General features: G+C 64.9%; 17 protein-coding genes. 8 read left to right on the plus strand and 9 right to left on the minus strand.

Going from position 1 to position 24,455, the window contains the following annotated elements; translation table 11 throughout:
* Window positions 1-215 precede the first annotated feature (215 nt).
* Window positions 216-4,115, plus strand: coding sequence for a phosphoribosylformylglycinamidine synthase (gene purL, locus H618_RS0111745; protein WP_028695257.1), 3,900 nt, complete (start codon window positions 216-218; stop codon window positions 4,113-4,115).
* 2 nt (window positions 4,116-4,117) lie between these two features.
* Entirely contained in the window at window positions 4,118-4,429 is a 312-nt protein-coding gene (locus H618_RS0111750) for a YqfO family protein (protein WP_028695258.1), read from the plus strand.
* A 68-nt stretch (window positions 4,430-4,497) separates the two neighbouring features.
* Here the strand turns inward: H618_RS0111750 and H618_RS21630 are convergent, their stop codons facing one another.
* The 8 genes from H618_RS21630 to H618_RS0111790 all read right to left on the minus strand — a co-directional run bounded on the left by H618_RS21630 (window position 4,498) and on the right by H618_RS0111790 (window position 19,264).
* Complete coding sequence (locus H618_RS21630; protein ID WP_050577295.1) at window positions 4,498-5,136, minus strand: anthranilate synthase component II; 639 nt, start codon at window positions 5,134-5,136, stop codon at window positions 4,498-4,500.
* The gene (locus H618_RS0111760) at window positions 5,133-6,602 is read right to left on the minus strand and encodes an anthranilate synthase component I family protein (protein ID WP_033727653.1); all 1,470 of its coding nucleotides are present in this window, start codon (window positions 6,600-6,602) and stop codon (window positions 5,133-5,135) included. The genes H618_RS21630 and H618_RS0111760 overlap by 4 nt, the downstream gene beginning before the upstream one ends.
* Before the next feature lie 636 nt (window positions 6,603-7,238).
* Complete coding sequence (locus H618_RS21635; protein WP_050577296.1) at window positions 7,239-9,278, minus strand: HET-C-related protein; 2,040 nt, start codon at window positions 9,276-9,278, stop codon at window positions 7,239-7,241.
* A gap of 186 nt (window positions 9,279-9,464) precedes the next feature.
* Complete coding sequence (locus H618_RS0111770) at window positions 9,465-11,519, minus strand: PhoX family protein (protein WP_028695260.1); 2,055 nt, start codon at window positions 11,517-11,519, stop codon at window positions 9,465-9,467.
* Window positions 11,520-11,675: 156 nt separating this feature from the next.
* Window positions 11,676-16,214: a hemagglutinin repeat-containing protein gene (locus H618_RS0111775; protein WP_028695261.1), complete on the minus strand. Its 4,539-nt coding sequence runs from the start codon at window positions 16,212-16,214 to the stop codon at window positions 11,676-11,678.
* Window positions 16,215-16,239: 25 nt separating this feature from the next.
* Window positions 16,240-17,886 carry a ShlB/FhaC/HecB family hemolysin secretion/activation protein gene (locus H618_RS0111780; RefSeq protein WP_161628448.1) on the minus strand — a complete coding sequence of 549 codons (1,647 nt, stop codon included), beginning with the start codon at window positions 17,884-17,886 and terminating at the stop codon, window positions 16,240-16,242.
* Between the two features lie 241 nt (window positions 17,887-18,127).
* Window positions 18,128-18,691 carry a L,D-transpeptidase family protein gene (locus H618_RS0111785; protein ID WP_028695263.1) on the minus strand — a complete coding sequence of 188 codons (564 nt, stop codon included), beginning with the start codon at window positions 18,689-18,691 and terminating at the stop codon, window positions 18,128-18,130.
* Window positions 18,692-18,697: 6 nt separating this feature from the next.
* Window positions 18,698-19,264, minus strand: a complete 567-nt coding sequence (locus H618_RS0111790) for an NUDIX hydrolase (protein WP_028695264.1) — start codon at window positions 19,262-19,264, stop codon at window positions 18,698-18,700.
* 136 nt (window positions 19,265-19,400) lie between these two features.
* Between H618_RS0111790 and H618_RS0111795 the strand changes: the two genes are divergently transcribed.
* The 6 genes from H618_RS0111795 (at window position 19,401) to H618_RS0111820 (ending at window position 23,250) form a co-directional block, all read left to right on the plus strand.
* Window positions 19,401-20,000, plus strand: coding sequence for a CoA pyrophosphatase (locus H618_RS0111795; RefSeq protein ID WP_028695265.1), 600 nt, complete (start codon window positions 19,401-19,403; stop codon window positions 19,998-20,000).
* A gap of 43 nt (window positions 20,001-20,043) precedes the next feature.
* Window positions 20,044-20,568: a gamma carbonic anhydrase family protein gene (locus tag H618_RS0111800; RefSeq protein ID WP_028695266.1), complete on the plus strand. Its 525-nt coding sequence runs from the start codon at window positions 20,044-20,046 to the stop codon at window positions 20,566-20,568.
* Window positions 20,561-20,761: a DUF1289 domain-containing protein gene (locus H618_RS0111805; protein WP_028695267.1), complete on the plus strand. Its 201-nt coding sequence runs from the start codon at window positions 20,561-20,563 to the stop codon at window positions 20,759-20,761. Before H618_RS0111800 ends, H618_RS0111805 begins: the two co-directional genes overlap by 8 nt.
* Before the next feature lie 73 nt (window positions 20,762-20,834).
* The gene (locus tag H618_RS0111810) at window positions 20,835-21,302 is read left to right on the plus strand and encodes a VUT family protein (RefSeq protein ID WP_028695268.1); all 468 of its coding nucleotides are present in this window, start codon (window positions 20,835-20,837) and stop codon (window positions 21,300-21,302) included.
* An 88-nt stretch (window positions 21,303-21,390) separates the two neighbouring features.
* Window positions 21,391-22,572 carry a formate-dependent phosphoribosylglycinamide formyltransferase gene (purT, locus tag H618_RS0111815; protein ID WP_028695269.1) on the plus strand — a complete coding sequence of 394 codons (1,182 nt, stop codon included), beginning with the start codon at window positions 21,391-21,393 and terminating at the stop codon, window positions 22,570-22,572.
* A gap of 90 nt (window positions 22,573-22,662) precedes the next feature.
* Window positions 22,663-23,250, plus strand: coding sequence for a hypothetical protein (locus H618_RS0111820; protein ID WP_028695270.1), 588 nt, complete (start codon window positions 22,663-22,665; stop codon window positions 23,248-23,250).
* Here the strand turns inward: H618_RS0111820 and H618_RS0111825 are convergent.
* A complete protein-coding gene (locus H618_RS0111825; RefSeq protein WP_028695271.1) occupies window positions 23,233-24,447 on the minus strand; it encodes a transporter associated domain-containing protein in 1,215 nt (404 codons plus the stop codon). The genes H618_RS0111820 and H618_RS0111825 overlap by 18 nt on opposite strands.
* Between the last annotated feature and the right edge of the window lie 8 nt (window positions 24,448-24,455).

Here is a 24,455-nt window from a genome sequence, read left to right on the forward strand (position 1 = left end):
GCTAGCAGGTCAGGCGAACCGCAGCCGTTTCAGCCCTTGCCAGCGACCGGCCGGGTGCTGGCAAGCTCGGCAAGGCCCGCAGGCGCTCATTTTTCTGACCCTGAAGTCCGATTCAGCCACTTGGCAGCATTACCCTCTGGCGGGTGCCGAAAGCTGTGGACTTAGGCTAGAATGCACGGCCTCCAAGCACACCCCTTCCTGAGGCTGTCCCGACGATGTTGATCCTGCGCGGCGCTCCTGCCCTTTCTGCCTTTCGCCACGGTAAGTTACTCGAGCAACTGAGCCAGAAAGTTTCCGCTGTTACCGGTTTGTATGCCGAATTCGCCCACTTTGCCGACGTCGACGGCGAACTTGGCACCGACCAGCAGCAGGTGCTGGGCCGGTTGCTCAAGTACGGGCCGAGCGTCCCGGTGCAGGAGCCTGCGGGCCGCCTGTTCCTCGTCGTGCCGCGCCTGGGCACCATCTCGCCCTGGGCCAGCAAGGCGACCGACATCGCTCACAACTGCGGTTTGCAGAGCATTCAGCGGCTGGAGCGCGGCATCGCCTATTACGTCGCAGGTGAGCTCAGCGAAGCCGATGCCGCAGTGGTCGCCGCCGAACTGCACGACCGCATGACCCAGCGCGTGCTGGCCCAACTGCAGGACGCCGCCGACCTCTTCAGCCATGCCGAGCCACGCCCGATGACCTCGGTCGATGTGCTCGGCGGTGGCCGCGCCGCCCTGGCCCAGGCCAACCTCGACCTGGGCCTGGCCCTGGCCGACGATGAAATCGACTACCTGGTCGAGGCCTTCCAGGGGTTGCAGCGCAACCCCAACGACATCGAACTGATGATGTTCGCCCAGGCCAACTCCGAGCATTGCCGGCACAAGATCTTCAATGCCACCTGGGACATCGACGGCCAGGCGCAGGAAAAAAGCCTGTTCGGCATGATCAAGAACACCTACCAGATGCACAGCGAAGGTGTGCTCTCGGCCTACAAGGACAACGCCTCGGTCATCGTCGGCAATGTCGCCGGGCGCTTCTTCCCCAATCCTGAAACACGCCAGTACGGCGCGGTGCAGGAGCCTGTGCACATCCTGATGAAGGTCGAGACGCACAACCACCCGACCGCCATCGCACCGTTCTCCGGCGCCTCCACCGGTTCCGGTGGCGAGATCCGCGACGAAGGCGCCACCGGTCGCGGCGCCAAGCCCAAGGCGGGCCTGACCGGCTTCACCGTGTCCAACCTGCGCATTCCAGGCTTCGCCCAGCCGTGGGAGCAGGCCTACGGCAAGCCTGAACGCATCGTCGATGCGCTGGACATCATGATCGAAGGCCCGCTGGGCGGCGCGGCGTTCAACAATGAGTTCGGCCGTCCGGCGCTGACCGGCTACTTCCGTACCTTCGAGCAGGCCATCAGCACCCCGCATGGCGATGAGGTGCGCGGCTACCACAAGCCGATCATGCTCGCCGGCGGCATGGGCAACATCCGTGCCGACCACGTGCAGAAAGGTGAAATCACCGTCGGCGCCAAGCTGATCGTGCTCGGCGGCCCGGCCATGCTCATCGGCCTGGGCGGCGGCGCTGCCTCGTCGGTGGCCACCGGTGCCAGCTCGGCCGATCTCGACTTCGCCTCGGTCCAGCGCGAGAACCCGGAAATGGAACGCCGCTGCCAGGAGGTCATCGACCGCTGCTGGCAGCTCGGCGACGCCAACCCCATCGCCTTCATCCATGACGTCGGCGCCGGCGGCATTTCCAATGCCTTGCCGGAGCTGGTCAACGACGGCGGTCGCGGCGGGCGCTTCGAACTGCGCAACGTGCCCAACGACGAGCCGGGCATGGCCCCTCACGAAATCTGGAGCAACGAATCCCAGGAGCGCTACGTGCTGGCCGTCAGCAGCGAGCACTTCGAGCGCTTCCAGGCCATCTGCGAGCGCGAGCGCTGCCCGTTCGCGGTGGTCGGCGAGGCCACCGAAGAGCCGCACCTGACCGTCACCGACAGCCACTTCGACAACACCCCGGTGGACATGCCGCTCGACGTGCTGCTGGGCAAACCGCCGCGCATGCACCGTTCGGTCAGCCGTGAAGCCGAGCTCGGCGATGCCTTCGACCCGGCCGCTCTGGCGCTGCAAGACAGCATCGAGCGCGTGCTGCACCACCCGGCGGTGGCCAGCAAGAGCTTCCTGATCACCATCGGCGACCGCACCATCACAGGCCTGGTGGCCCGCGACCAGATGGTCGGGCCGTGGCAGGTGCCGGTGGCCGACTGCGCCGTCACCGCGACCAGCTTCGACGTCTACACCGGTGAAGCCATGGCCATGGGCGAACGCACCCCGCTGGCCCTGCTCGACGCCCCGGCGTCCGGGCGCATGGCCATCGGCGAAACCATCACCAACCTGGCTGCAGCGCGCATCGGCAAGCTGTCCGACATCAAGCTCTCGGCCAACTGGATGTCCGCCGCAGGTCACCCGGGTGAAGATGCCCGCCTGTACGACACGGTCAAGGCCGTCGGCATGGAGCTGTGCCCTGAGCTGGGCATCACCATTCCGGTGGGCAAGGATTCGATGTCGATGAAGACCCAGTGGAGCGAAGCCGGCCAGGACAAGAGCGTCACCTCGCCGCTGTCGCTGATCATCACCGGCTTCGCCCCGGTCAGCGACGTACGTCAGACCCAGACCCCGCAACTGCGCATGGACAAGGGCGAGACCGACCTGATTCTGATCGACCTGGGCCGCGGGCAGAACCGCATGGGCGCCTCGATTCTGGCGCAGACCCACGGCAAGCTGGCCGACAAGGCCCCGGATGTCGACAACGCCGAAGACCTCAAGGCCTTCTTCGCGGTGATCCAGGGCCTGAATGCCGATGGTCACCTGCTGGCCTACCATGACCGCTCCGACGGTGGCCTGATGACCACCGTGCTGGAAATGGCCTTCGCCGGCCACTGCGGTATCAACCTCGATATCAAGACCCTCACCGGCAACGCCGAAAAAGCCTGCGCAGTGCTGTTCAACGAAGAGCTGGGCGCGGTGATCCAGGTGCGTCGTGATTCCACGCCGGTGGTACTCAGCCAGTTCAGCGCTGCGGGCCTGGGCGAGAACTGCGCCGCGGTGATCGGCCAGCCGATCAACAACAACGATATCTACGTGCGCCTGGGCGACGAGGTGCTGTACAGCGGCAAGCGCTCGACCTTGCAGCGCCAGTGGGCCGAGACCAGCTACCAGATCCAGCGCCTGCGCGACAACGCCGACTGCGCCGAGCAGGAGTTCGACGCGCTGCTCGAGGAAGACAACCCCGGCCTGTCGGTCAAGCTTGGCTATGACGTCAACGAAGATGTCGCTGCGCCCTACATCAAGAAGGGCGTGCGCCCGCAGGTGGCGATTCTGCGCGAGCAGGGCGTCAACGGTCAGGTCGAAATGGCTGCCGCCTTCGACCGGGCAGGTTTCGCTGCCATCGATGTGCACATGAGCGACATCCTCGCTGGTCGAGTCGATTTCGAAGCCTTCAAGGGCCTGGTGGCCTGCGGTGGCTTCTCGTACGGCGACGTGCTCGGCGCCGGTGAGGGCTGGGCCAAGTCGGCGCTGTTCAACAGCCGCGCACGCGATGCTTTCCAGGCCTTCTTCGAGCGCACCGACAGCTTCGCCCTGGGCGTGTGCAACGGTTGCCAGATGATGTCCAACCTGCACGAGCTGATTCCCGGCACCGACTATTGGCCGCACTTCGTGCGTAACCGCTCGGAGCAGTTCGAGGCCCGTGTGGCCATGGTCGAGGTGCAAAAATCCAACTCGATCTTCCTCCAGGGCATGGCCGGTTCGCGTATGCCGATCGCCATCGCGCACGGTGAAGGCCACGCGGAGTTCGCCAGCGAACAGGCCATGCAGGCCGCCGATGCCTCCGGTTGCGTGGCGCTGCGCTTCGTCGACAACCACGGCAAGGTCACCGAGCGTTACCCGGCCAACCCCAACGGCTCGCCCCGTGGCATCACCGGGCTTACCAGCCGTGATGGCCGCGTGACGATCATGATGCCGCACCCCGAGCGGGTGTTCCGCGCGGTGCAGAACTCGTGGCGTCCGGATGAGTGGCAGGAAGATGCAGCGCTGATGCGCATGTTCCGCAATGCTCGAGTGTGGGTGGACTGACGGTGTACAAGCTGGCCTTCTTCGTTCCAGACAGCCATGTCGAGCAGGTCAAGGCCGCTGTGTTCGCCGCAGGCGGCGGACGCATCGGCGACTACGAGCATTGCGCCTGGCAGACCCTGGGCCAGGGCCAGTTCCGACCGATGCAGGGCAGCCAGCCCTTCATCGGCCGCGCCGGCGAGGTCGAGGTGCTGGAAGAATGGAAGGTCGAGCTGGTGGTGGCCGACGAGGCGATCACTACGGTGATCGACGCGCTGCGCCAGCACCACCCGTATGAAACGCCCGCTTACGAGGTCCAGCCGCTGCTGGACATCTGAAGCACTCGCCTGGGCCTGATCATCAGGCCCAGCGTCTATTGCCCTCTGAAAAACCCCTCAATTCTGACTCAACGCCCCAGTCGACTGGCAGACCTCGAAAACGCGTGGCGCCGCGCTCTTGGGGGGCAGTGCACATACTGCCGAATAAAGCTGCGAAACAGCTCAAGACCGTTCTCGGTGAGGATGCTTTCCGGGTGGAACTGCACGCCCTCGACCGCAAGCGAGCGATGGCGCACGCCCATGATGTAGTGGTCATCGGTCGAGCGCGAGCTGACCTCCAGGCAGTCGGGCAGCGCCTGGTCGAGGATCATCAGTGAGTGGTAGCGGGTCGCCTGGATCGGCTCCCCACCGGTATGGGCATAGACCCCTTTGCCATCGTTGACGATGGTGCTGACCTTGCCATGCATCACGTGCGGCGCTCGGCCGACCTGGGCACCGTAGGCCAGGCTCAGGGCCTGATGACCAAGGCACACACCGAGCAACGGCAGGCGCCCTTCGAAGTGCCGGATCAGTTCGATGTAGCCGACGTCGGCGGGATGTCCAGGGCCTGGGCCGAGCACGCAGAAATCAGGCTCGAAGGCTTCTATGCGTTCGATCAGGTCCGGCGCGTCGTGGCGCTCGACGTGGGTCTCCAGGCCCAGCTGTTCGAAGTACTGGCTGATGATGAAGACGAAGCTGTCGTAGGCGTCGATCAAGAATACTTTCACAGGGCAATCTCCTGGCCGGTCACAGCCCGGTACACCGAGCCCATCTTGTACAAGGTTTCCTTCCATTCCAGCTCGGCGACCGAGTCAGCCACCACGCCGGCAGACGCGCGCAGGTGGTAGGTGCCCTGGTCGTGCACCGCGGAGCGGATGCATAGCGCAGTGTTGACGCTGCCGTCGAAGCCGATCAGCCCCAGCGCCCCGGCGTAGATACCGCGGCGGTTGCTCTCCATGCCCTCGATCAACTGCATGGCCCTGACCTTGGGCGCACCGGACATGGTGCCGGCCGGGAAAGACGCCTTGATCACGTCGTAGGCATCCAGGCCCGGACGCATCAGCCCACGAACGTTGGAAACCATGTGGTAGAGGTGGGAGTACTCTTCGACCCGCATGAATTCATCGACCTCCAGCGACCCTGCCTGGCAGACACGGCCAATATCGTTGCGGCACAGGTCGATGAGCATCAGGTGTTCGGCCCGTTCTTTTTCCGAGCGCGTCAGCTCCAGCACCAGTTCAGTGGGGTCGACGCCGGGCTTCTTACCCACCGTGCCGGCGATCGGGCGCATTTCGATGAGGTCGTCCTCAAGGCGTACGAACAGCTCCGGACTGGCGCCGATCAGGTCGATGCCGCCGACGTGGGCCAGGTACATGTAGGGCGACGGATTGCGCTGACGCAGGCTCTGGTAGACCTCGAAGGGCGTTACCGTCGAGCGAATGCAGATCTCGTGGCCAAGTTGAATCTGATACACGTCACCGGCGCGGATATGCTCCATCGCCACGTTCACCCGTTGCAGGAACTGTTCGATGGACACGCTACGGGTCTCTTCGAACACTTGCGGGTACAGCGGCGCCGAGTGCGAGGTCGCCGGCGCTTGTGCGTGGAGAAACGGATAGTCTTCCAGGCTACGGGTCGGCCACAGCGGGTGGTTGTTGATCAGCGTTTCCACGCTGCCGTCGCTGTGCAGGTAGACCAGTGTCTGGTACACCGAGAGGGCGATCAGCGGGTAGCCATGAGTCTTCTCGGCGTGGTCGGGCAGCCGTTCGATCAAGCGGACGCAGTCGTAGGAAAAGTAACCGAAGAACGCCAGGCTACCCGGTGCTTGGGGTGCAGGTTCGAAGCAGGCCTGCACCTGCCTCAGCACATCCCAGGCCGCGTCGCGGTCGGGCAGGGCGATGTTCAGCGACGGATCGATGCTCACCCCGTGCTGGCACAGGCTGGCATACACGTGCTCGCACAACTGCGCACAGCCGCGCAGCCAGGCGCGGTCTTCATCGATGCACACTTCCAGCAGAGGCTCCAGGCCAATAATCGTGGCGCGCCGATCGCGGCTCGGCCCCGACAAGGATTCGAGAATAAATACCGAGGCGTTGCCCAGTTGCTGGGCCGCCTGTGCGTACACGGCAAGTGCATCGGTGGGGCGGCGTTCTTCACGCCGTAATACATCGACAGCAATAGAATGAGTGTTCACGTTGATTACCGTATTCAGGGTGCAGCGGTTCGAACACTTTCAAATAGAAAGTGCCAGGATATATAACGCGCGAGAGCACTTTATTCAGTGACAAAGAAGTGTTCCCTGAACATCAGTTCCTAGGCGCGCAGCGAACGGGGCATGTCGTGCATTAACACAGACATACACGCATGACATCGCGCACTGCACCCTACAGGCAGGCGCACGCTACGGCAGAAAAGGGTTCAGGAGAGCAGATCAGACGTGGCCGCACAGCGGCACGAACACCTGTCTTCGCGTATTAGCGACGCCAGGTATTGCTTTTGAAGACGGCCAGGACGGCCCGGGAACAGCTGTCGGGGAAGCTGTGGGAAGAGCGGATAGCAGAGAGATGATAGTACATGTGCAGACATCCCAGTCTTGACTAATCACTGTGGCAAAAGACCTCAGTGCGAAGAAACTAACAGCAGGGCTTTTAATGTGTCAACTCATTAGCTGCACGCTACAGTAAGCGCAGATGCGGTAGTCATCAGTGCAAGTATGATCGGGCAGGGAACTTATCACTGTTTTGCGTATAGCGCCTCGATCCGAGTCGTAGTGAGCCTATCGGTACTGTCGGGTCACCGCTACAGCCAGTGACCCGACGCCCGGTGCGCTTCAGCCAAGCATGCCACCGCCAAGGTCACTCAGGTCAATGATGTTGATTGAGTGTTTCTGGTCCATCTCCTTGAGCCGCTGTCGGCCTTTTTCACTGATCTCGCGGTGACGGCGTGTCAGCTCGTCGGCAGATTCGCCAGCGGTGATCGCGTCGGGATTGGCATCCGCCCAGGTCGATACGATCTCGTCTTGCCAGTCGTCGACTTCCGGGTGGCCGATGAAGCTCTTCGCCACGCTGGCCGGATCGCGGTCGCGGTTGCCCGCCCAAAACTCATGCATGGCCCTGCCCACTTGCTCCACCGCATAGCCGGCCAGCAGCGCCGCCAACTCATGGAAGGGATGAGTGTCGTGGTCCTTGGCAAGCTGCGAGTGAGTGGCGTGGGTTCCTGGTTCAACGTTCGGGTCGTTCTGCAGGAGGGTCTGCGCGTCGTCGATCTGATCGCCGGCCCAGATCAGCAGATTCTTCAGCACCAGATCCTTGGCAGATCCCAGCAATGCCATCGGCAGGTTCAGGTACCAACTGCTCAATTGAGTGAGTTTATACAGCGGGTTCGCCGCCAGCCTGTCGCGGGTTTCCAGCGCTGTTACCAGATCATCGCGCCAGTGCTGTTGCGGATGCTCCTTGAGCAGGATCAAGAGCATCTGTTCTTCATCGGTGCGTTCGCCAGGCTGGATGGGTTTGTAGATGTGGCCGTCAGCCGGGAACAGTGCCTTGGCGATGGGTTCGGCAATGCTCGCCAGCACATCGGTGCCGCCGAACAGGCCCGTTATCACCGGGTGTTCACGCCGGCTCTCGACCCCGCAAACCCAGGGCAGCACATTGCTGTGGCCTATCTTGCGCAGGCTCAGTTCTACGAAATTGGAGTGGGCGAAAAAGTCTTCAAGCGTGTGCAGGCCCGCACCGAATTCGCGCAGGCCCACTGGGGTAGGGCCTTCGTGCATGGCGTCGATGATCTTTCTGTACATGAAGTCGATGGCGTCATCGATGTGTCGGCGCATGGCGCGCTCCTCATCGATCTGGGTCTGAGGGCTATCGGCCAGCACCAAAGGCTCGAAATCGGGATCGATGGCCTGCGGGTCATCGGCGTCCGCGTCGAGGGTCAGCGGATTGTCGATGTGTTCGGACTGTCTGTAGACGCCGAGAATGTCGGGGGTGACCTTATAGAAACTGCGGCTGCCTTCGTCCTGCTGCAGGTGGTGGAACTCCTTGAGCGCCAGCAGATCGACCACCTCGGTGAGAACTTCCCTGGACAGCTTGGAGGGGAAATCCTTCGGTGCATGCTTGGCACGCACGATTTTTGGGTCGATCAATTGCGAATAGTCGCGCAGCCAGTTGCCGAAGTAGATCGCGTCGATCTGCTGCGAGCTGAAGCCGACGTTGCCCAGCGCCTTGGCAATACGTCCGTGGCCGAACGAATGAGTCCCGTTGCCTTGGCCTGCGCTGAACCGCGCGCCGGGACGAAACCCGGGCGGGGCGTCGACCACGTCCGGCGCGTCACTGGCACTGGGCATGGTCAGGGTCAAGGTGGCGTTGAACTCGGCACTGGCGTACTCGGCGAATGCGGCGCCGTCCTGCACCGCGGGGTCATGGAACAGCGCAAAAGCCACGTAGCGCTGACCCGCCGTGCTGGGCTGGGCAGTTTCGAACAGCGCGTCGACCTCGGCTGCATGCTCTACCTCACCGTCATGCAGGCCGGCATCCAGGTAATCGCCGAACGCCTCGATCAGGCTCAGCAACAACGGCGCGGTGGCGGCCGGGACTTGCACTGCCTGCTCGATGACGCCGCGTGGAACCTGAATGCAGCTGTCGGCAGGTGCGTAGAAGGCGCCGCTGGCATCGCTGTCAAGCACCTGCAACGCTGGGTTGGGCAATGCATCGGCGAGCAGGTCGGCGTGCAGTTTGAGGTATTGCTCGGCCGTAACGCGCCGGCCGAACACCGATACGCCCAGCGCCTCGAATGACTTGGCAGAATACTGCGCGGCAATACGCTGCAGTTGTTCAAGGGCGAAGCGGCTTTGGAAGGTGGGCATGTCTTGCATGATGAGCTCCTGGGTGAAGAGGACGCTCATCATGCAAAGCGCTGCCGGGCGCTGGAACGGGGGTTCGGCGAATCAGACAGATCCTTCGCCGGTCAGCGTCATCGGCTCACGGCCCGAAGGCAGTCTTCCCAGCCCGGCACGGCCAAGTTCAGCAGCCGCGCCGGGTTACCGGGGAAGCCTGTTCCATCACGCGGTACCGATTTCCCCGCCATCCTCGCGCTGGATCACCACGGTTGCCGACCGCGGCCTGACGTGCTGGCCTGGCCCTGTGACGTCGGTCGCCCGCTCGCTGCTGGGCCAGTTGGCCGGGTGCTGGATGTTGACGAACAGCGTCTTGTTGTCGGGGGTGAAGGCGATGCCGGTGACCTCGCAGCCGTTGGGGCCGACGAAGAAGCGGCGCAGGTCGGCCTGATTGCTGGCGTTGATCGGTACCTGCTTGCCGGCGCCATCGAGCAGCTGCGTCGGCACCACCGCCAGCAACTGGTCGTTGGTGTAGTCGGTCAGGGTGGTTTCACTGTTGTCGGTCTCGAACCACAGCACGCCGCGGCTATCGAAGCGCATGCCGTCGGGGCTGGCGAACTGGTTGAGTTCGCTCAGGCCCGAGCGGTTGATGTCGGCAGCGCCGCCGGCGTTGCCGCCGAAGACGAAGATGTCCCAGCTGAAACGCTGGTGATCGTCGCTGTCGTGCCAGCGCACGATGTGCCCATGACGGTTGGGCCCACGTGGATTGGCGGCGTTGACCGTGCCCGGGGTGCGCACGCTGTTGTTGGTCAGGGTCACGTAGCCATCGCCGTTGAGCGGGTTGACCGCGGTCCACTCCGGACGGTCCATGGGCGTTGCGCCGAGCGCATCGGCGGCGCCGCGGGTGTTGAGCACGATAGCGGCCAGGTCACCGAAGCGCGCGCCCAAGGTACTGCCGTCGGTGGTCGGGCTGGCGCTTTGCAACGCCAGCCAGACACCGCTGCCGTCGGCATCGAAGCGGGCAACGTAGAGCGTGCCGTGGTCGAGGTACTTGGCGCCGGTGGCGAGGCGGTCACCGGGTGTGGCATCGGCCGGGTCCCACAGCGCGCTTGAGACGAACTTGTACAGGTACTCGTTGTTGGAATCGTCGCCCATGTACCAGACCAGCGGTTTGCCCGCCACTGCCAGGCCCGGACAGCAGCCTTCGTGGCGGAAACGGCCCAGGGCGGTGCGCTTGGTCGCCAGCGCCTTGCCGTCGTAGGGGTCGATTTCGACGATGTAGCCGAAGGTACTGGCCTCGTTACGGTAGTCGTCGGCAGCGCTGGCGCCACGTGGGGTGATGTCGAAGCGGGCGAATTCGTCCTGCGCTTCGCTGGCGTCACCGGCTGCACTTTCCCAGCGGTACTGGCCGCTGGAGGTGGCGACGCCAAGGCGGGCCTGGTCGGCTGGCAGGGTGGCCTTGTTGACGAAGATGCCTGGCCAGTTCTCTTCGCAGGTCAGGTAGGTGCCCCAGGGCGTGTAGCCGTTGCCGCAGTTGTTGTTGGTCCCGCGGCAGTGGGTGCCGTCGGGTGAGTAGCGGGTCTTGACGTGCTCGCTGCCACGCAAGGGGCCGGCGATGAGCATGCGTGAGGCCGTGGTGAAGCGGCGGTTGAGTGGGTCGTTGTCGACCACCTGCCAGCGTCCGTTGCGCTTGCTCAGGCGCAGCACACCGGCGCCATGGGCGTTGATTTCCTTGCGCACTTCTTCGGCCGGGCGTTTGCCCTCGGCAGTGCTGGTCGGCCCCTGCGGGTGCAGGGCCGCCGGGTCGATGTACTCGAAGTTGATCGCCAGCAGGCCATCGTCGCTGCGGCCATCGAGGGGGAAGAAGTGCATGCCGTCGTGGTGCATGCCCATGGCGTTGGCCTGATCCTCGGCGCTGTTGCTGCCATCGGCTTGCCATGGCCGCGCCTGCCGGTTCAGCGGTGTGCCCCAGGGCGCCAGCACGTAAGCGCTGTAGCCGGCGGCCAGGCTGCAGCCGTCGGTGCGCGAGCCTGGGATCGAGGCGAAGTCCAGGCGCAGCGGCTTGCCGTTGGCGCTGGTCGGCCGCGTCGCGGCGAGCGCGGGGGATGCGGCCTGGGCCAACAGACTGCCGCCAAGGCCGGCACCGGCGATCATGGCGACCGCCGCCCCGAGGCTGCCGCGCAGCATGCTGCGCCGACTCAGGTGTGCCTGCATGACGTCGGCCATCGGTAGATTGGCGCTGCGGTTACGGTTGAGGTTGTCGCCGCTGTCTCGACTCATCGGGGGTCCTTTTTCCTGGGGCGGGTTGCGAGAACCGCGACTCTAGGCAGCCCCTGTGATGGTTCTGTGACGCTGCGGTTAAAGGCTGATGACAGAAACGGGCTCTTCCGAGGCCCTTGCCCATGACAGGACGCTGCCCTGGGCAAGGGCTGCGCCTTACTCGCTACGGCGCTGCTGGTTGATGCCGGCCTTCCATTCGTTGCTGGTGTTGTGGCCACTGGTACGGATCAGGCCGAAGTCCAGAGCGTTGTCGCCGTCCGCCGCGCCGCGGCTCTTGGTGATCTCGGCCACTGCCGTGCCCAGGTCGACCGCAGAGTTGGAGGCATCGAGGTTGACGTCGCGGCGGTAGTCCTGGCCGCGCAGGTTTTCCAGCGACAGGTTGCCGCCGCCCAGTTCCACCGCGCCCTGCGGCGCCTGCAGGCGCGCACCGACCAGGCGCGTATCGCCGCCTACGTCAAGGCTGATGCCCTGATTGCCCTTGATTGCGCTGGCATGGGCGACACCGTCGCTCTGCTGACGCTGCACGTCGACCTTGAGGGTCGGCGACCAGTTCGGGTCGAGGCTGGTCAGCGCGTCGCCGGCCTTGTCCTTGACCTTGCCTGCGGCGGGGCCGGCCAGGGAGGTTGCGGCATTGAGGTAGCCCTGGGGATTCTTCTCCTGGCTCAGACGGGCATCGACCTGCACCGAGGTGCTGTCGCGCGTGTCCTTGCGACTGGCAACCAGCAGGTCACCGCCGACGCTGCCGCGCACCTGGTCGGCATCGATGCGGGCGCCCTCGATGCTGACATCGCCGGCGCTGCTCAGGGTCACCTGATCGGCACGCAGGGCGCTGTCGTTGAAGGTGTGCTCATTGCGCTTGTCGACATCGACCTTGACCCGGCCATGCAGGGCGCGCACGTCATCGCTGGGCGCCTCGGCCTTGCTCAGGCTGAAGCCGGCACCGGCGGTGAGTTCCAGGTTGTCGCGGTGTTCCTGGTTGGCGGACGACTCGATGAGCATGCCGCCCTTGCTGGCCTCGAGCTCGAGGGTCTTGGCGCTGGCCTGCAAGCCTTGCAGGTGGATGGCCTGGTCTTCGCGGGCCTGGCTGGCGATGCGCAGGGTGCCACTGGTGTGGATGCTCGGGTCGAGGGCGGTGCTGCTCTGCTCGTCGATCTTGCCGTTGCTCAGGTGGCCGCCCAGGCCGCCGCCGCTCATCGCTCCCTGGCTGGCGGCAAGCTCTGCGCCACCGCCGAGGGTCTTGCCCGTGGCACTGTGCTCGTTGGCGCCGGCCAGTACCTGCACCACGCCGGCGCTTTCCAGAGTGGTCGCTGCCACTGGCGCCTGACGCGTACCAATGCGAACCCCTTCGAGGTTCAGCTCACTGCCGCCGCGCAAGGTGACTGCGCCGCTGGTGTCGATCTGCGCGCCATGGGCTGTGCGGTCCAGCGACTGGTAGGCGGTGTAGTCGGCGTAGCCACGCACGTCGACGCCGGTCTTGCCAGGGCGATTGCCGCCCTTGCTCCACAGGCTGCCATCGAACTGGGTGTGGTCCTTGCTCACGCTGTCCAGCGCGGTGCTGAACTGCAAGCCCTGGGTGGCTTCGACCAGCACCGGGCCGCTGCCGCCGTCGATGCGCGTGCCTTCATAGAGGCCGGCGCTGCCCAGTTGTATCTGCACGCCACTCTGGCCTTGCAGGCTGCCGACGCGGGCGGTCAGCTGTTCGGTTTGCGTGTCGCTCAGGCTCACGCCTGCGGTGATACGGCCGTTGATGTCTTCACCGGTGCTGGTGTCGACACGCAGGGTGCCGTCGATCTGCTGGATGTGCTCGCTATGGGTGCTGCGGTCGTAGGCGGCGAGCATCTGGTGCTCTTGCGCGTCGATCTGCAGCTGACCCTCATCGGCGCGGTAGTTGGTGCCGATATCGAGAATCTGCTCGGCCTTGACCTGCACCGCAGCGCCGCTCAGTTCAGTGACTTGTGCGGTGTGCTCGGTGTGCTCGATGTCCTTGCGCAGGTGCGCGAGGCCGGCGTCGGCACCCAGGCTCGGCGGGCTCATGGCGTCTTCGGTGGAGGCCTGCTGGAAGCGCGCCGCTTCACCGCCTTCGACCAGGCGCTCGATGGGCCGGGTCAGGTCGCGGTACTCCAGGCTGGCGCCCAGGCTAGCGCGCCAGTCGCGGGTGGTTTCCTTGCGGCTGTGGGTATCCTCGGCCGCGCGGTTTTCGACGCGCTCGGCGGTGGCCAGCAGGGTCTTGCCGGCTTCGATGCGTGCGCCTTCGTTGACCAGTTCCTTGCTGTCGAGGGTGATGTCGCCACTGGCGCGCAGTTCGCTGCGCTGGACCTTGCTGTCGTGCTCATCGACGCGGGTCTGCAAGCGATGGCCCTCGAACTGGCTACCGAGCTTGTCGATGCCGCCGGACACTTGCAGGCCGCCGCCGCTGCGCGTGGTGGTTTCTTCGTGCTCGGTTTCGTTGCGGGTGACGCCGGTCTCGATGCGCGGCGCCGACACCTTCAGGTCGCCCGCCTCGGCGGTGACCTTGGAGCCTTCCACGCGTAACGTTTCACCGCTGCTGAGCACAACGTTGGCGCCCTGCAACTGGCTGGCGGTCTGTTGCGTGCTGTGGGTGCGCTCGTCGACGCTGACCACCTCATAGCCAACGCCGGCCTCGAACTGGCGCGAGCCTGGCTTGTCGCCGTCGGCTTCGCGAGTCTGCCTGGCCGAGGCGCTCAACCCGCGCTCTTGCTGATGGCGTTCGCCGGTATGGGTGCTGGCGGCGCTGGTGATGGTCAGGTCGCCGGCGGCGCTCACTTCCAACTGCTCGGCAGCGGCGATCCGCGCGCCTTCGATCTTCATTTCACCGGCACTGGCCAAGCGCAGGTTGCTGGTGGAGTTGACGTCGCTGGTCAGCACCTGCTGATCGCTCTGCTGCGTTTGGCTGCTGCTGCCGAGCAGGTTGAACAATTTGCTGTCGCTTTGCGTGTCGCTGCGCTCGCTCTTGCTCAGCGCCGAGCCAATTTCCAGCAGGCCTTGTTCGCTGTACACCACGCCATCGCCCTTGCTGGTCACTTCGCTGCCGCGGATGGTCGCCTGCTGCGCGGTGACCTTGAGCGTACCCTCCGAGCGCAAGGTGCTGCCTACCGCGTTGCTGGCTTTGCTGTCGGTGCCTTCACGGTCGGCGAAGAAGGTGCCGGAGACCAGGTCGCCGCGGTAGTCCTTGACGGCCAGTTCATCGCGCACCTGGGTGTCTGCCACTTCGACATGCTGGCCTTTGAGTTCCATGTGCTGTTCGGCCTGCAGGCGGCTGCCCTTGATGTGCACATCGCCGCCTGCCTCGACCAGCACCTGATTGCCCTTGAGCAGGCTGGGGTCGGCGGTTTCCTGGTAGTGATCGGTGTCGTTGTCACCGCGCCACAGATTCTTGCGGTGGCGCACCTCGGTCTGGGTGCGGCGGCTGTCGAAAGCAGCCTCGATGTCGATGTCGCCGCCAGCCTTCACGCTCACCTGCTGGCCCGCTTCGGCAGTCGCGCCGGTCAGGCGCAGGTCGGTGCCGGCGCTGAGGTCGATATCGTCGCGGGCGCTGAGCATCACTCCGTGCTGGCTGCGCTCGGTTGTGGTGGTGTCGCTGCTGTAGGTTTCGTTGGTGACGAAGAGGAATGTGTTGCTCCACGCTTCGTTCTGCCGGGTGACCTTCTCGCGGGTCTTGCCATCGAGGGTGAGCTTCTTGCCGGCGCTGACGTTGATCTGATCGGCACTGCCGGTCACCGCGCTCATCGACAGATCGTCGGCGGCGCTGAGCTTGAGTTCACCGCGTTTGACCTGCAAGTGAGCCTTGCTCTGGTCGCTGCCTTCCACCGTCAGGCCACCGGCCGAGCTGACGCTCAGGCCTTCATCGGCCTCTATGTGCGAGGCGCCCAGGCGTACGCCGGCCCCTTCCCCGGTGGAGACGATACGGATACGCCCGGCGCGCATGGCGCCGAACAGGCTGGCGTCGATCGCGCCCAGCTCGCCTGGCAGGTGTTCGAGCACCTCCAGCGAACCCCCTTGCAGGCGGTTGCGCCCGGCGACGATGTTCAGCTCGCCCTCGTTGCGTATCGGGCCATGGCTGACCACCTTGGGCGCCACCAGGTCGAGCGCGCCGCCCGCCTGGCTGACGCCGCCTTCGAGCACCTGCAGCTGACCGCCGGCTTGCAGGGTGTCGAGCTGGATCTGCTGCGACTCGTCGAGCAGCGGCTTGCCGACCAGGAAGCCGGCGCGGGTGGTGTTGATGAAGCTTGCGCCATTGAGGCTGATGCCGTTGGGGTTGGCGAGGATGTAGTCGGCCGGGCGGCCGAAGATTTCCTGCGCGCCGGCGACCAGCGAGGCATTGCTGCTGATCACCTCGTTGATGATGGTCGAGGCGGCCTGGCCCTGGAACTGTGGGTTGGCCGCCAGCGCGCCGGCCAGCTGTGACTGACCCGCCTCCAGGGCGTTGTTCATCACCAGCCCCGCAGCGCCGACGTTGTAGTCGAGGAACTGGTTGTGCGACAGGCCACTGGCGTTGGGCGCGACGATATCGATCACCGGCACGCCATGCCCGGGGTTGATCAAAGGCGTGCCACCGGGGCCTGCGGCGGCCTCCAGGCCCGGGTTGGCGAAGCCGCTGGCGGGGGTGGCCAGGCACAGGAAGATGGTCCAGCGCAGGGTGTCTGCGCGCAGCGGGGGATGACGGAGGTCAGTCATGGTTTTCTCTCTTGTTGTGGGTGAATCAGAGACTCAGGTTCAGCTCGAACAGCCAGAAACCGGGTTCCAGTGCGCTGTGAGGTACGGCGCTGGCGTAGAGCGGCTGCTGGTATTCCAAGCGCAGGCTGTGCTTGGGCAGCAGCAGCTCGACACCGGCGCTGGCGCCGGCGAGGCGTTGGGAGTCGTGTTCGCTGGATAGGCGAAACGCGTTTTTGTGCTGCATGCTGCGGCTCCAGCCCAGGTCCAGGCCGATGAAGGGACGCAGTTGCAGGGCGGGGAGGGAAGAGGGGAGAGGTCGCAGCGGATGAAGGATGGTGTTACGCCATACTGCACCGTTGGTGTTGTTGACGCTGAGCTCGCGGAAGCCGCGTACCGCGAAATGGTTGGTTACTGCAAGCTGGTGCAAGGCCGGCAGCGGATCGGCGCTGTACTGCAGCGTCGCCTGGCTATGCCAGTACCACTTACGCCGGCCATCAGCGGGGCTCAGGTAGGTAAGTTCCGCGCGGTACTTGTCCATGCGAGTACTCGACGTGTGGTGGCGCTGGTCGCTCAGACGCTGGCGTATCTGGGCGACGCCGAGTGATGCCTTCCACAGCCCTTGCTCCAGCCATAGCAGGTGCAGGCTTGTGTCTACGCTGAACAGGTCCGGACTTTGCAGAGTGAGACGGTGACCTGCGAGGTGGTTGCGTAAACGGGCGTTGTCGAATTGCACGACGCCACTCAGCAAGCCGCGCTGACTGCGCCACAGGACCCTTTCGGCCATCACGGTGCTGGTCTGGCTACGGCTGCTGGTACTCAGCTTGAAGTTCCCGGACCTGCCCAACGGCAGATACGATGCGGAGCTGCTCACGCCTACCCCCAGCCGCCAGCGGCCATATGGCACGGCGTATTCCAAGGCGACGTTCTGCGACCGACCCGGAGCGTCGAAACGTGTGCCGGAAAGGTTCAGACGTAGTTCATCGTTCACTCCAAACGGGCTATCCACGCCCGCAGACAGGCCCATCTGATAGTGGCCGGTCGCATCGTTGCCGCGGTTGTTCAGTCGCACGTCCAGATACCAAGGGTCATCACGCCGCAGCGTCTTGACCACCACCCGCGTCCCTCCCTCTAGCTCGCCAGGCAGCAGATCGCTGCCCAGCTCGAAGGCGCGCAGGCGGTTGAGCTGGTCCAGCCCCTGTTCCACGTCGGGCAGGTGCAGAGGCTTACCGAGCAGATCGGGGAAGGCTCCGCGCAAAGACAATGGCAGGCTGTCATCGGCAAACTCGATCGACTCCACGAACCCTTCGACCACCACGATATCCAGCGGCGCGCCGTGTTGCGGCTGGCTGCGCAGTAGCGGGCGCGCCATGGGATAGCCCGCGTCGATATAGCGCTGGGTGATGGCGCGCAGCAGCTGATTGATAGCGCCAACGCCCATGCACGGGCGCAGATAAGGCTCGATGGTGCGCTGCAACTGGGCGTCGTCGAGTTGCCGATGGCCGCTCAGGCGTATGCCGCTGACCGCCTGACAAGGTTCATCGAGAGAAGGGCTGGCCGTTGCAGGGGCCGGCGGCTCGCTGCGATCGCGCTGCCAGCGTTGCAGGCGCTGCTGGGTCTGTTCGGCCTGCCGGGCATTGTGCTGCTCGCGCAACTGACGGCTGGCCAGGTCGTCTGCCATGGCCAGGGACTGCACGGCAAGGCTCAGCAGCAGGCCGGCGGTGTGAAGGCGTAGCGAACCAGCGCACCGCAGCGAACGGAGGGAGGGCGTCGACATCGAGGAATCCCGCAATCAGGTACCGGGTGGTACTTTTTTATTTGCGGCGATTGTAAAAATCCGGCGTCACGCCTGGCTGCGGTCCCGTACTGACCTAGGCGTCAGCCGAAAGTGGTAACACCGTAGGAATTTTCCTCTTGCACATATTCAGACCCATAGGTCATGGGCGAATTTCGATCATCGTGCCGTCCTTGACCAGGCTCCATACCTCGCGCATGTCGGCGTTGCGCATGGCGATGCAGCCCTCGGTCCAGTCCAGGGTGTGGAAGTACCACTCGGGGTAGTCGTCGTTGATCGGTGTGCCGTGAATCATGATCATGCTGCCGGCCGCCACGCCCTCACGCCGCGCGCGAGCGGCGTCGCTGACATTGGGGTAGGAGATGTGCATGGCTAGGTTGTAGCGGCTGCTGGCCTTGCGCCAGTCTATCCAGTAGAAACCTTCCGGCGTGCGTTTGTCGCCCTCGCGCTCCTTGGCGCCCTTGGGCTGCTTGCCAAGGGAGATGCGATAGGTCTTGAGCGGTTCGCCGCGACTGAGCAGTTGCAGGCGGCGTTCGGATTTGAGCACCAGGATCTTGTCCACCGACTGCACTGCCGTTGCCTTGCTCGCCGGGCCGGCAGGCGAGGTGACTACGCTGTCGAGCGGCTTGCGGATGATGGTCTCGGTGAAGCCGGCCTGGGCCAGCGGAGCCAGGCACAGGCAGATGACAGCAAGCAAGCAACGCATGGAACGCTATTCCCGGGGAAGAGGGTTGGAAGAGGCGAGGTTCATCGGCGCCACGTACTCATGGCCGACCGGGTAAGACTGCGCGAGGCGGTCGCGATAGTAGCATTGCAGGGTGCGCGCCACGGTACGGAATGCCAGGTGCTCCCAGGGAATTTCGTGTTCTTCGAACAGCCGCACTTCCAGGCTTTCCACGCCCACGGCGAAGTCCAGGTCGCTGAGTTCGGCGCGAAAGAACACATGCACCTGGTTGATGTGCGGCAGATCGAACAGCTGATACAAGCGTGCCTCGCCGACCCGCGCACAAGCTTCTTCGTCGGTTTCGCGGCGCGCCGCCTGCTCCAGGGTCTCGCTGTTTTCCATGAAGCCTGCCGGCAGCGTCCAGAAGCCCCGGCGCGGTTCGATGGCGCGCCGACACAGCAGCACCTGGCTGCCCCAGATCGGCAACACCCCGGCAACCATATTGGGGTTCTGGTAGTGAATGGTGTGACAGGACGGGCAGACGAAACGCAGCCGGCTATCGCCCTCGGGGATGCGCTGGATGACCGGGTTGCCGCAGGCGCTGCAGAATTTCATGCTGGGGTTCCTGTAATGAGTCGCTATCTTGGCGCGCGCGCGCCTGCCACCGCAAGCCGTCCCTGGCCTGGGGCTTGGGTGCCCTGCGGCTTTTGGTGCATGATGCTCGGCAGGCCTTTGAACCGAGAGTGTGCAGATGCTGGATGAGCTTGTTCGGCGGATGAGCAGCCATAGCCCTGTGTCCATGGACGTCGACCGGCGCTTCCCGGAAGCTGCCGTGCTGCTGCCGATCACCCGCTGTGAAGAGCCCGAGCTGGTCCTGACCCTGCGCGCCCAGGGGCTCTCGACCCACGGCGGCGAGGTGGCTTTCCCCGGCGGTCGGCGTGACCCGGAAGACCCCAGCCTGGTATTCACCGCCCTGCGTGAAGCGGAAGAAGAAATCGGCTTGCCGCCGGGTCTGGTGGAAGTGCTGGGGCCGTTGAGTCCGCTGATTTCCCTGCACGGGCTGAAGGTGACGCCATTCGTCGGGTTGATCCCCGATTATGTCGAATACCGCCCCAACGACGCAGAAATCGCTGCGGTGTTCAGTGTACCGCTGGCGTTCTTCCGCCAGGACCCGCGCGAACACACCCACCGCATCGACTATCAGGGGCGCAGTTGGTACGTGCCCAGTTACCGCTACGACGACTACAAGATCTGGGGCCTGTCGGCGATCATGATCGTCGAGCTGGTCAACCTGCTGTACGACGCCGGTATCAGCCTGCACCAGCCGCCGGAATGTTTCGTCCAACCGTGAACGGGGCCCACCCCGTCATCCGCATCAGCGTGAGGAACCTGCCATGAAATATCGCCTGGGCGACCAGCGTGTCGATGCCCACCCCAGCAGCTGGACTGCCCCCAATGCCACGCTGATCGGCAAGGTACGCCTGCAGGCTCGCGCCAACGTCTGGTTCGGCGCGGTGTTGCGCGGCGACAACGAACTGATCGACATCGGCGCCGACAGCAACGTCCAGGATGGCGCGGTGCTGCACACCGACATGGGCTCGCCGCTAACCCTCGGCACCGGCGTCACCGTAGGCCACAACGCCATGCTGCACGGCTGCAGCGTCGGCGATTACAGCCTGATCGGCATCAATGCCGTGGTGCTCAACGGTGCGCAGATCGGCAAGCATTGCATCATCGGCGCCAACGCACTGATAGCCGAAGGCAAGGTCATTCCCGACGGCTCGCTGGTGGTCGGCTCGCCGGGCAAGATCGCCCGTGAGCTGACCGAGGCGCAGAAGCGCATGCTCGAAGCCAGCGCTGCGCATTACGTGGCCAACGCCCAGCGCTATGCGCGCGAGCTGGTGGTCGACGATGAGTGAGGTGGCAACGCGTCCGGTGGCCTCGCCCTGCGTGAGTATCTGCGCGCTGGACGAGCAGGACATCTGCACCGGCTGTCAGCGCAGCGTCGAGGAAATCAGCCGCTGGTCGCGCATGAGCGACCAGCAGCGCCGTGAAGTGCTCACGCTGTGCCATCAGCGGGCAGTGGCGGCGGGGTTGATACTCGGCACCTAGGCACGTCGGCCGGTAGCTGTCAGGCGCATGGAAATCCAGTACCCTGTGCGGCTTGTCCGAAGGTCTCTCGTCCATGCTTTTTCTCATCGCCTACATCAGCAGCGTGGTGCTGATCAACTTCGCCTTTTCCAGCGCCCCACACCTGGACGTCATCTGGTCGGCCTGGGGCGGCCTGGTGTTCATCCTGCGCGACATGGTGCAGACCCGCTACGGTCACGGTGCCCTGTTGGCGATGCTGGTCGCGCTGGTGCTGTCGTACATCACCTCCGAGCCTGCCATCGCGCTCGCCAGCGCCACGGCGTTCTTCCTCTCCGAGCTGATCGACTGGCTGGTGTTCAGCATCACCCGCCGGCCCTTGCGTGATCGCCTCTGGCTCAGCTCGGCGCTGAGCATCCCGGTCGATACCTTCATCTTCTTCGGCATGATCGGCGCACTCACCCCTGCCGTGGTCGGCACCGCCATGGCCTCGAAATTCGCCGGGGTCAGCGCGGTGTGGCTGGCGATGAGCTGGCGCGCACGGCGGGCGACGCAGCCCGGCTGACCACGACCGGTGATGGTGTAGAATGGCGCTCCTTTTTCCCCGGGCAGCGCTTCCTGCACGCGATCCCGACCGTCTCAGAGGACCTCTAATGACCCGTATCGGAACCCCTTTGTCGCCGAGCGCGACCCGTGTACTGCTCTGTGGCTGCGGCGAGCTGGGCAAGGAAGTGGTGATCGAACTGCAACGCCTGGGGGTCGAGGTGATCGCCGTCGATCGCTACGCCAACGCGCCGGCCATGCAGGTGGCGCATCGCAGCCACGTGGTCAACATGCTCGATGGCGCAGCCCTGCGCGCTGTGATCGAAGCCGAGCGGCCGCACTACATCGTTCCGGAAATCGAAGCCATCGCCACCGCTACGCTGGTCGAGCTGGAGCACGAAGGCTTCACCGTGGTTCCCACGGCCCGCGCCACCCAGCTGACCATGAACCGCGAAGGCATCCGCCGTCTGGCCGCCGAAGACCTCGACTTGCCGACCTCGCCGTACCACTTCGCCGATACCTACGAAGACTATGCCAAGGGCGTCGCCGACGTCGGCTACCCGTGTGTGGTCAAGCCGGTGATGAGCTCGTCCGGCAAGGGGCAGAGCCTGCTGCGCAGCGACGCCGACCTGCAGAGCGCCTGGACCTACGCCCAGGAAGGTGGGCGCGCCGGGGGCGGGCGGGTGATCGTCGAGGGCTTCATCGATTTCGACTATGAAATAACCCTGCTGACCGTGCGCCATGTCGGCGGCACCACCTTCCTCGACCCGGTCGGTCACCGTCAGGAGAAAGGCGACTATCAGGAGTCCTGGCAGCCGCAGGCGATGAGCGCCAAGGCCCTGGCCGAATCGCAACGGGTGGCCAAGGCGGTCACCGACGCCCTGGGCGGGCGCGGCCTGTTCGGCGTCGAGCTGTTCGTCAAGGGTGATCAGGTGTGGTTCAGCGAAGTCTCGCCACGCCCGCACGACACTGGGCTGGTGACCTTGATCTCCCAGGACCTCTCGCAGTTCGCCCTGCATGCGCGGGCGATTCTCGGCCTGCCGATTCCTTCGGTACGCCAGTTCGGCCCATCGGCCTCGGCGGTGATCCTGCCCCAGGGCACCTCGACCCAGACCGCCTTCGCCAACCTGGGCGCCGCGCTGAGCGAGCCTGACACCGCGCTGCGTCTGTTCGGCAAGCCGCAGATCGACGGTCAGCGGCGCATGGGGGTGTGTCTGGCTCGCGATGAATCCATCGAAGCGGCGCGGGCCAAGGCCAGCCGCGCAGCCCAGGCAGTCAGCGTCGAGTTCTGATGGCCTGAGCCCGCCGCGCGACACCGCGGCGGGCATCCGCTACATTTTCCTTCAGCGCTGCAACGGCGCCTCGAACAAGAAGGAAACGCCATGCGCCACGAATTCAGCGACGTGCTCAACGACCTGATCGACTACTTCCTGCTCGCCGATATCCAACGGCTCAAGCGTTTCCAGGACGACCACGAACTGCCCGATGACCTGGCCCACGCCTTCACCCACGGCGACAGTGGCGACCGTGCGGTGCTCGAAGGGGTGGTGTTGCCGCTGGCAGGGGTGGAAAACCTGCCGTATCGCATCATCTTCACCCTCGATGGGCAGTCGCCAGCGTTGCTCGAAGCGGGCAGCAACCTGCGCCATCGCCGCGCCGGCTATATCCTTGAAGTGCAAAGCGGCGCGGTGATGCTGTTTACCTGGCGCCTGCTGCAGCACTTCACCAACAAGACGCTGGGCGATCTGCTGGCACGTTACCAGGCGCCCGAGCGGCCGATCATCGAGCTGGAAAATGGCTGGTACGAGGTGGAGGTACTGGCCGGCGCGGTGCTGCGCGACGAGCTGTACGAACCGGCGTTCGAGTTCGTTCTGCGCAAGACCTGGAGCCGGCCACGCGCAGGCGATATCGATGTCGGCTATCGCTATACGCTCAAGGGTGAGCTGCTCGAGTCAGCGCCGCGGCGCTAGCGCCGGGCTGACGCTCCAGGCCAGCACCTTGCTCGCGCAGTTGTCCTGGGTTTCGAGGATCTCCAGGCGGTAGCGGCCGATGCGCAGGCATACCGCGGTTTCCGGAATGCTTTCCAGGGCTTCGATGACCAGGCCATTGAGGGTCTTCGGCGCGCCGTCGCAGGGCAGGTGCCAGCCCAGGCAACGGTTGATTTCCCGCAGCGTGGTGGCGCCGTCGATGATGAAGCGGCCATCGTCCTGGGCCTGGATATGCGGGTTGTTGAGGTTCTGCGCTTGCTCGAACTCGCCGACGATTTCTTCGAGCAAGTCTTCCAGCGTGACGATGCCCAGCACCTCACCGTATTCATCGACCACCATCGCCATGCGCCGCTGCTGCTTGTGAAAGTTCAGCAGTTGTAACTGCAAGGGCGTGGTTTCCGGAATGAAGTAGGGCGGATGGCAGGCGGCAAGCAGCGCATCGCGGGTCAGTTCGTCCGCGCTCAGCAGGTGCTGGACCAGCTTGATGTTCAGCACCGCCTCGACCTGATTGATATCGGCATGGAACACCGGCAGGCGCGTGTGCCGGCTGCTACGCAGCTGTGCGCTGATCTGCTCGATGGGATCGTCGAGGTTGATGCCATCGACCTCGTTGCGCGGCACCAGGATGTCATTCACGGTGACCTGCTCCAGTGCCTGTACGCCGTGGGAAATGCCGGGGCGCAGGGGCGTGGGAGTGGCGTCATGCTCGAACGGGTCGTCGCTGGCGCCCACTGCGCGGGCCTGGGCTGCTTGCCGGCGCAGCGGTCGCAGCAGCAGGCGCGCGCAGCCGTCGAGCAGGCAGGCCAGTGGTTGCAGCAGCCACAGCGACGCGCGCAGTTGCCGGCCCAGGTTCAGGCAGCCCTGCGGGTAGCGCCGGGCGAGGCGTCGCGGCAGGTAGTCGGCCAGCACCAGCAGCGTCAGCGCAGCGCCCAGGCCGGCCAGCCAGAAGCCGTGCTCGCTGTCGTGGCGCCAGCCTTCCAGGCACGCCAGGCCCAGCACCAGCAGCTTGCCCAGACTGGCCCCGAGCACCAGGGCCTGGCCAGGCAGGGCCGGGGTGAGGTCGTCATCTGCGTCGGCGCGCGGTCGTTGTGCGGCGGCGTCCACCGTGCTCAGCAGCACCGACCAGAGCAGCGCCAGGGCCAGGGTTGCGAGCAGGGTGGCATGCGGCAGGGTGAACATGGGTGATG

The organism is Pseudomonas cremoricolorata DSM 17059 = NBRC 16634 (assembly GCF_000425745.1).
In the GTDB taxonomy this organism is placed as follows: Bacteria; Pseudomonadota; Gammaproteobacteria; order Pseudomonadales; family Pseudomonadaceae; genus Aquipseudomonas; species Aquipseudomonas cremoricolorata.

What these genes read in the sequence shown, in the direction of transcription:
- purL (WP_028695257.1), top strand. Translation starts at nt 216, where the DNA reads ATGTTGATCCTGCGCGGCGCTCCTGCCCTTTCTGCCTTTCGCCACGGT.
- H618_RS21635 (WP_050577296.1), bottom strand. Translation starts at nt 9,278, where the DNA reads ATGCAAGACATGCCCACCTTCCAAAGCCGCTTCGCCCTTGAACAACTG.
- H618_RS0111770 (WP_028695260.1), bottom strand. Translation starts at nt 11,519, where the DNA reads ATGAGTCGAGACAGCGGCGACAACCTCAACCGTAACCGCAGCGCCAAT.
- H618_RS0111775 (WP_028695261.1), bottom strand. Translation starts at nt 16,214, where the DNA reads ATGACTGACCTCCGTCATCCCCCGCTGCGCGCAGACACCCTGCGCTGG.
- H618_RS0111785 (WP_028695263.1), bottom strand. Translation starts at nt 18,691, where the DNA reads ATGCGTTGCTTGCTTGCTGTCATCTGCCTGTGCCTGGCTCCGCTGGCC.
- H618_RS0111790 (WP_028695264.1), bottom strand. Translation starts at nt 19,264, where the DNA reads ATGAAATTCTGCAGCGCCTGCGGCAACCCGGTCATCCAGCGCATCCCC.
- H618_RS0111795 (WP_028695265.1), top strand. Translation starts at nt 19,401, where the DNA reads ATGCTGGATGAGCTTGTTCGGCGGATGAGCAGCCATAGCCCTGTGTCC.
- H618_RS0111800 (WP_028695266.1), top strand. Translation starts at nt 20,044, where the DNA reads ATGAAATATCGCCTGGGCGACCAGCGTGTCGATGCCCACCCCAGCAGC.
- H618_RS0111805 (WP_028695267.1), top strand. Translation starts at nt 20,561, where the DNA reads ATGAGTGAGGTGGCAACGCGTCCGGTGGCCTCGCCCTGCGTGAGTATC.
- H618_RS0111810 (WP_028695268.1), top strand. Translation starts at nt 20,835, where the DNA reads ATGCTTTTTCTCATCGCCTACATCAGCAGCGTGGTGCTGATCAACTTC.
- purT (WP_028695269.1), top strand. Translation starts at nt 21,391, where the DNA reads ATGACCCGTATCGGAACCCCTTTGTCGCCGAGCGCGACCCGTGTACTG.
- H618_RS0111820 (WP_028695270.1), top strand. Translation starts at nt 22,663, where the DNA reads ATGCGCCACGAATTCAGCGACGTGCTCAACGACCTGATCGACTACTTC.
- H618_RS0111825 (WP_028695271.1), bottom strand. Translation starts at nt 24,447, where the DNA reads ATGTTCACCCTGCCGCATGCCACCCTGCTCGCAACCCTGGCCCTGGCG.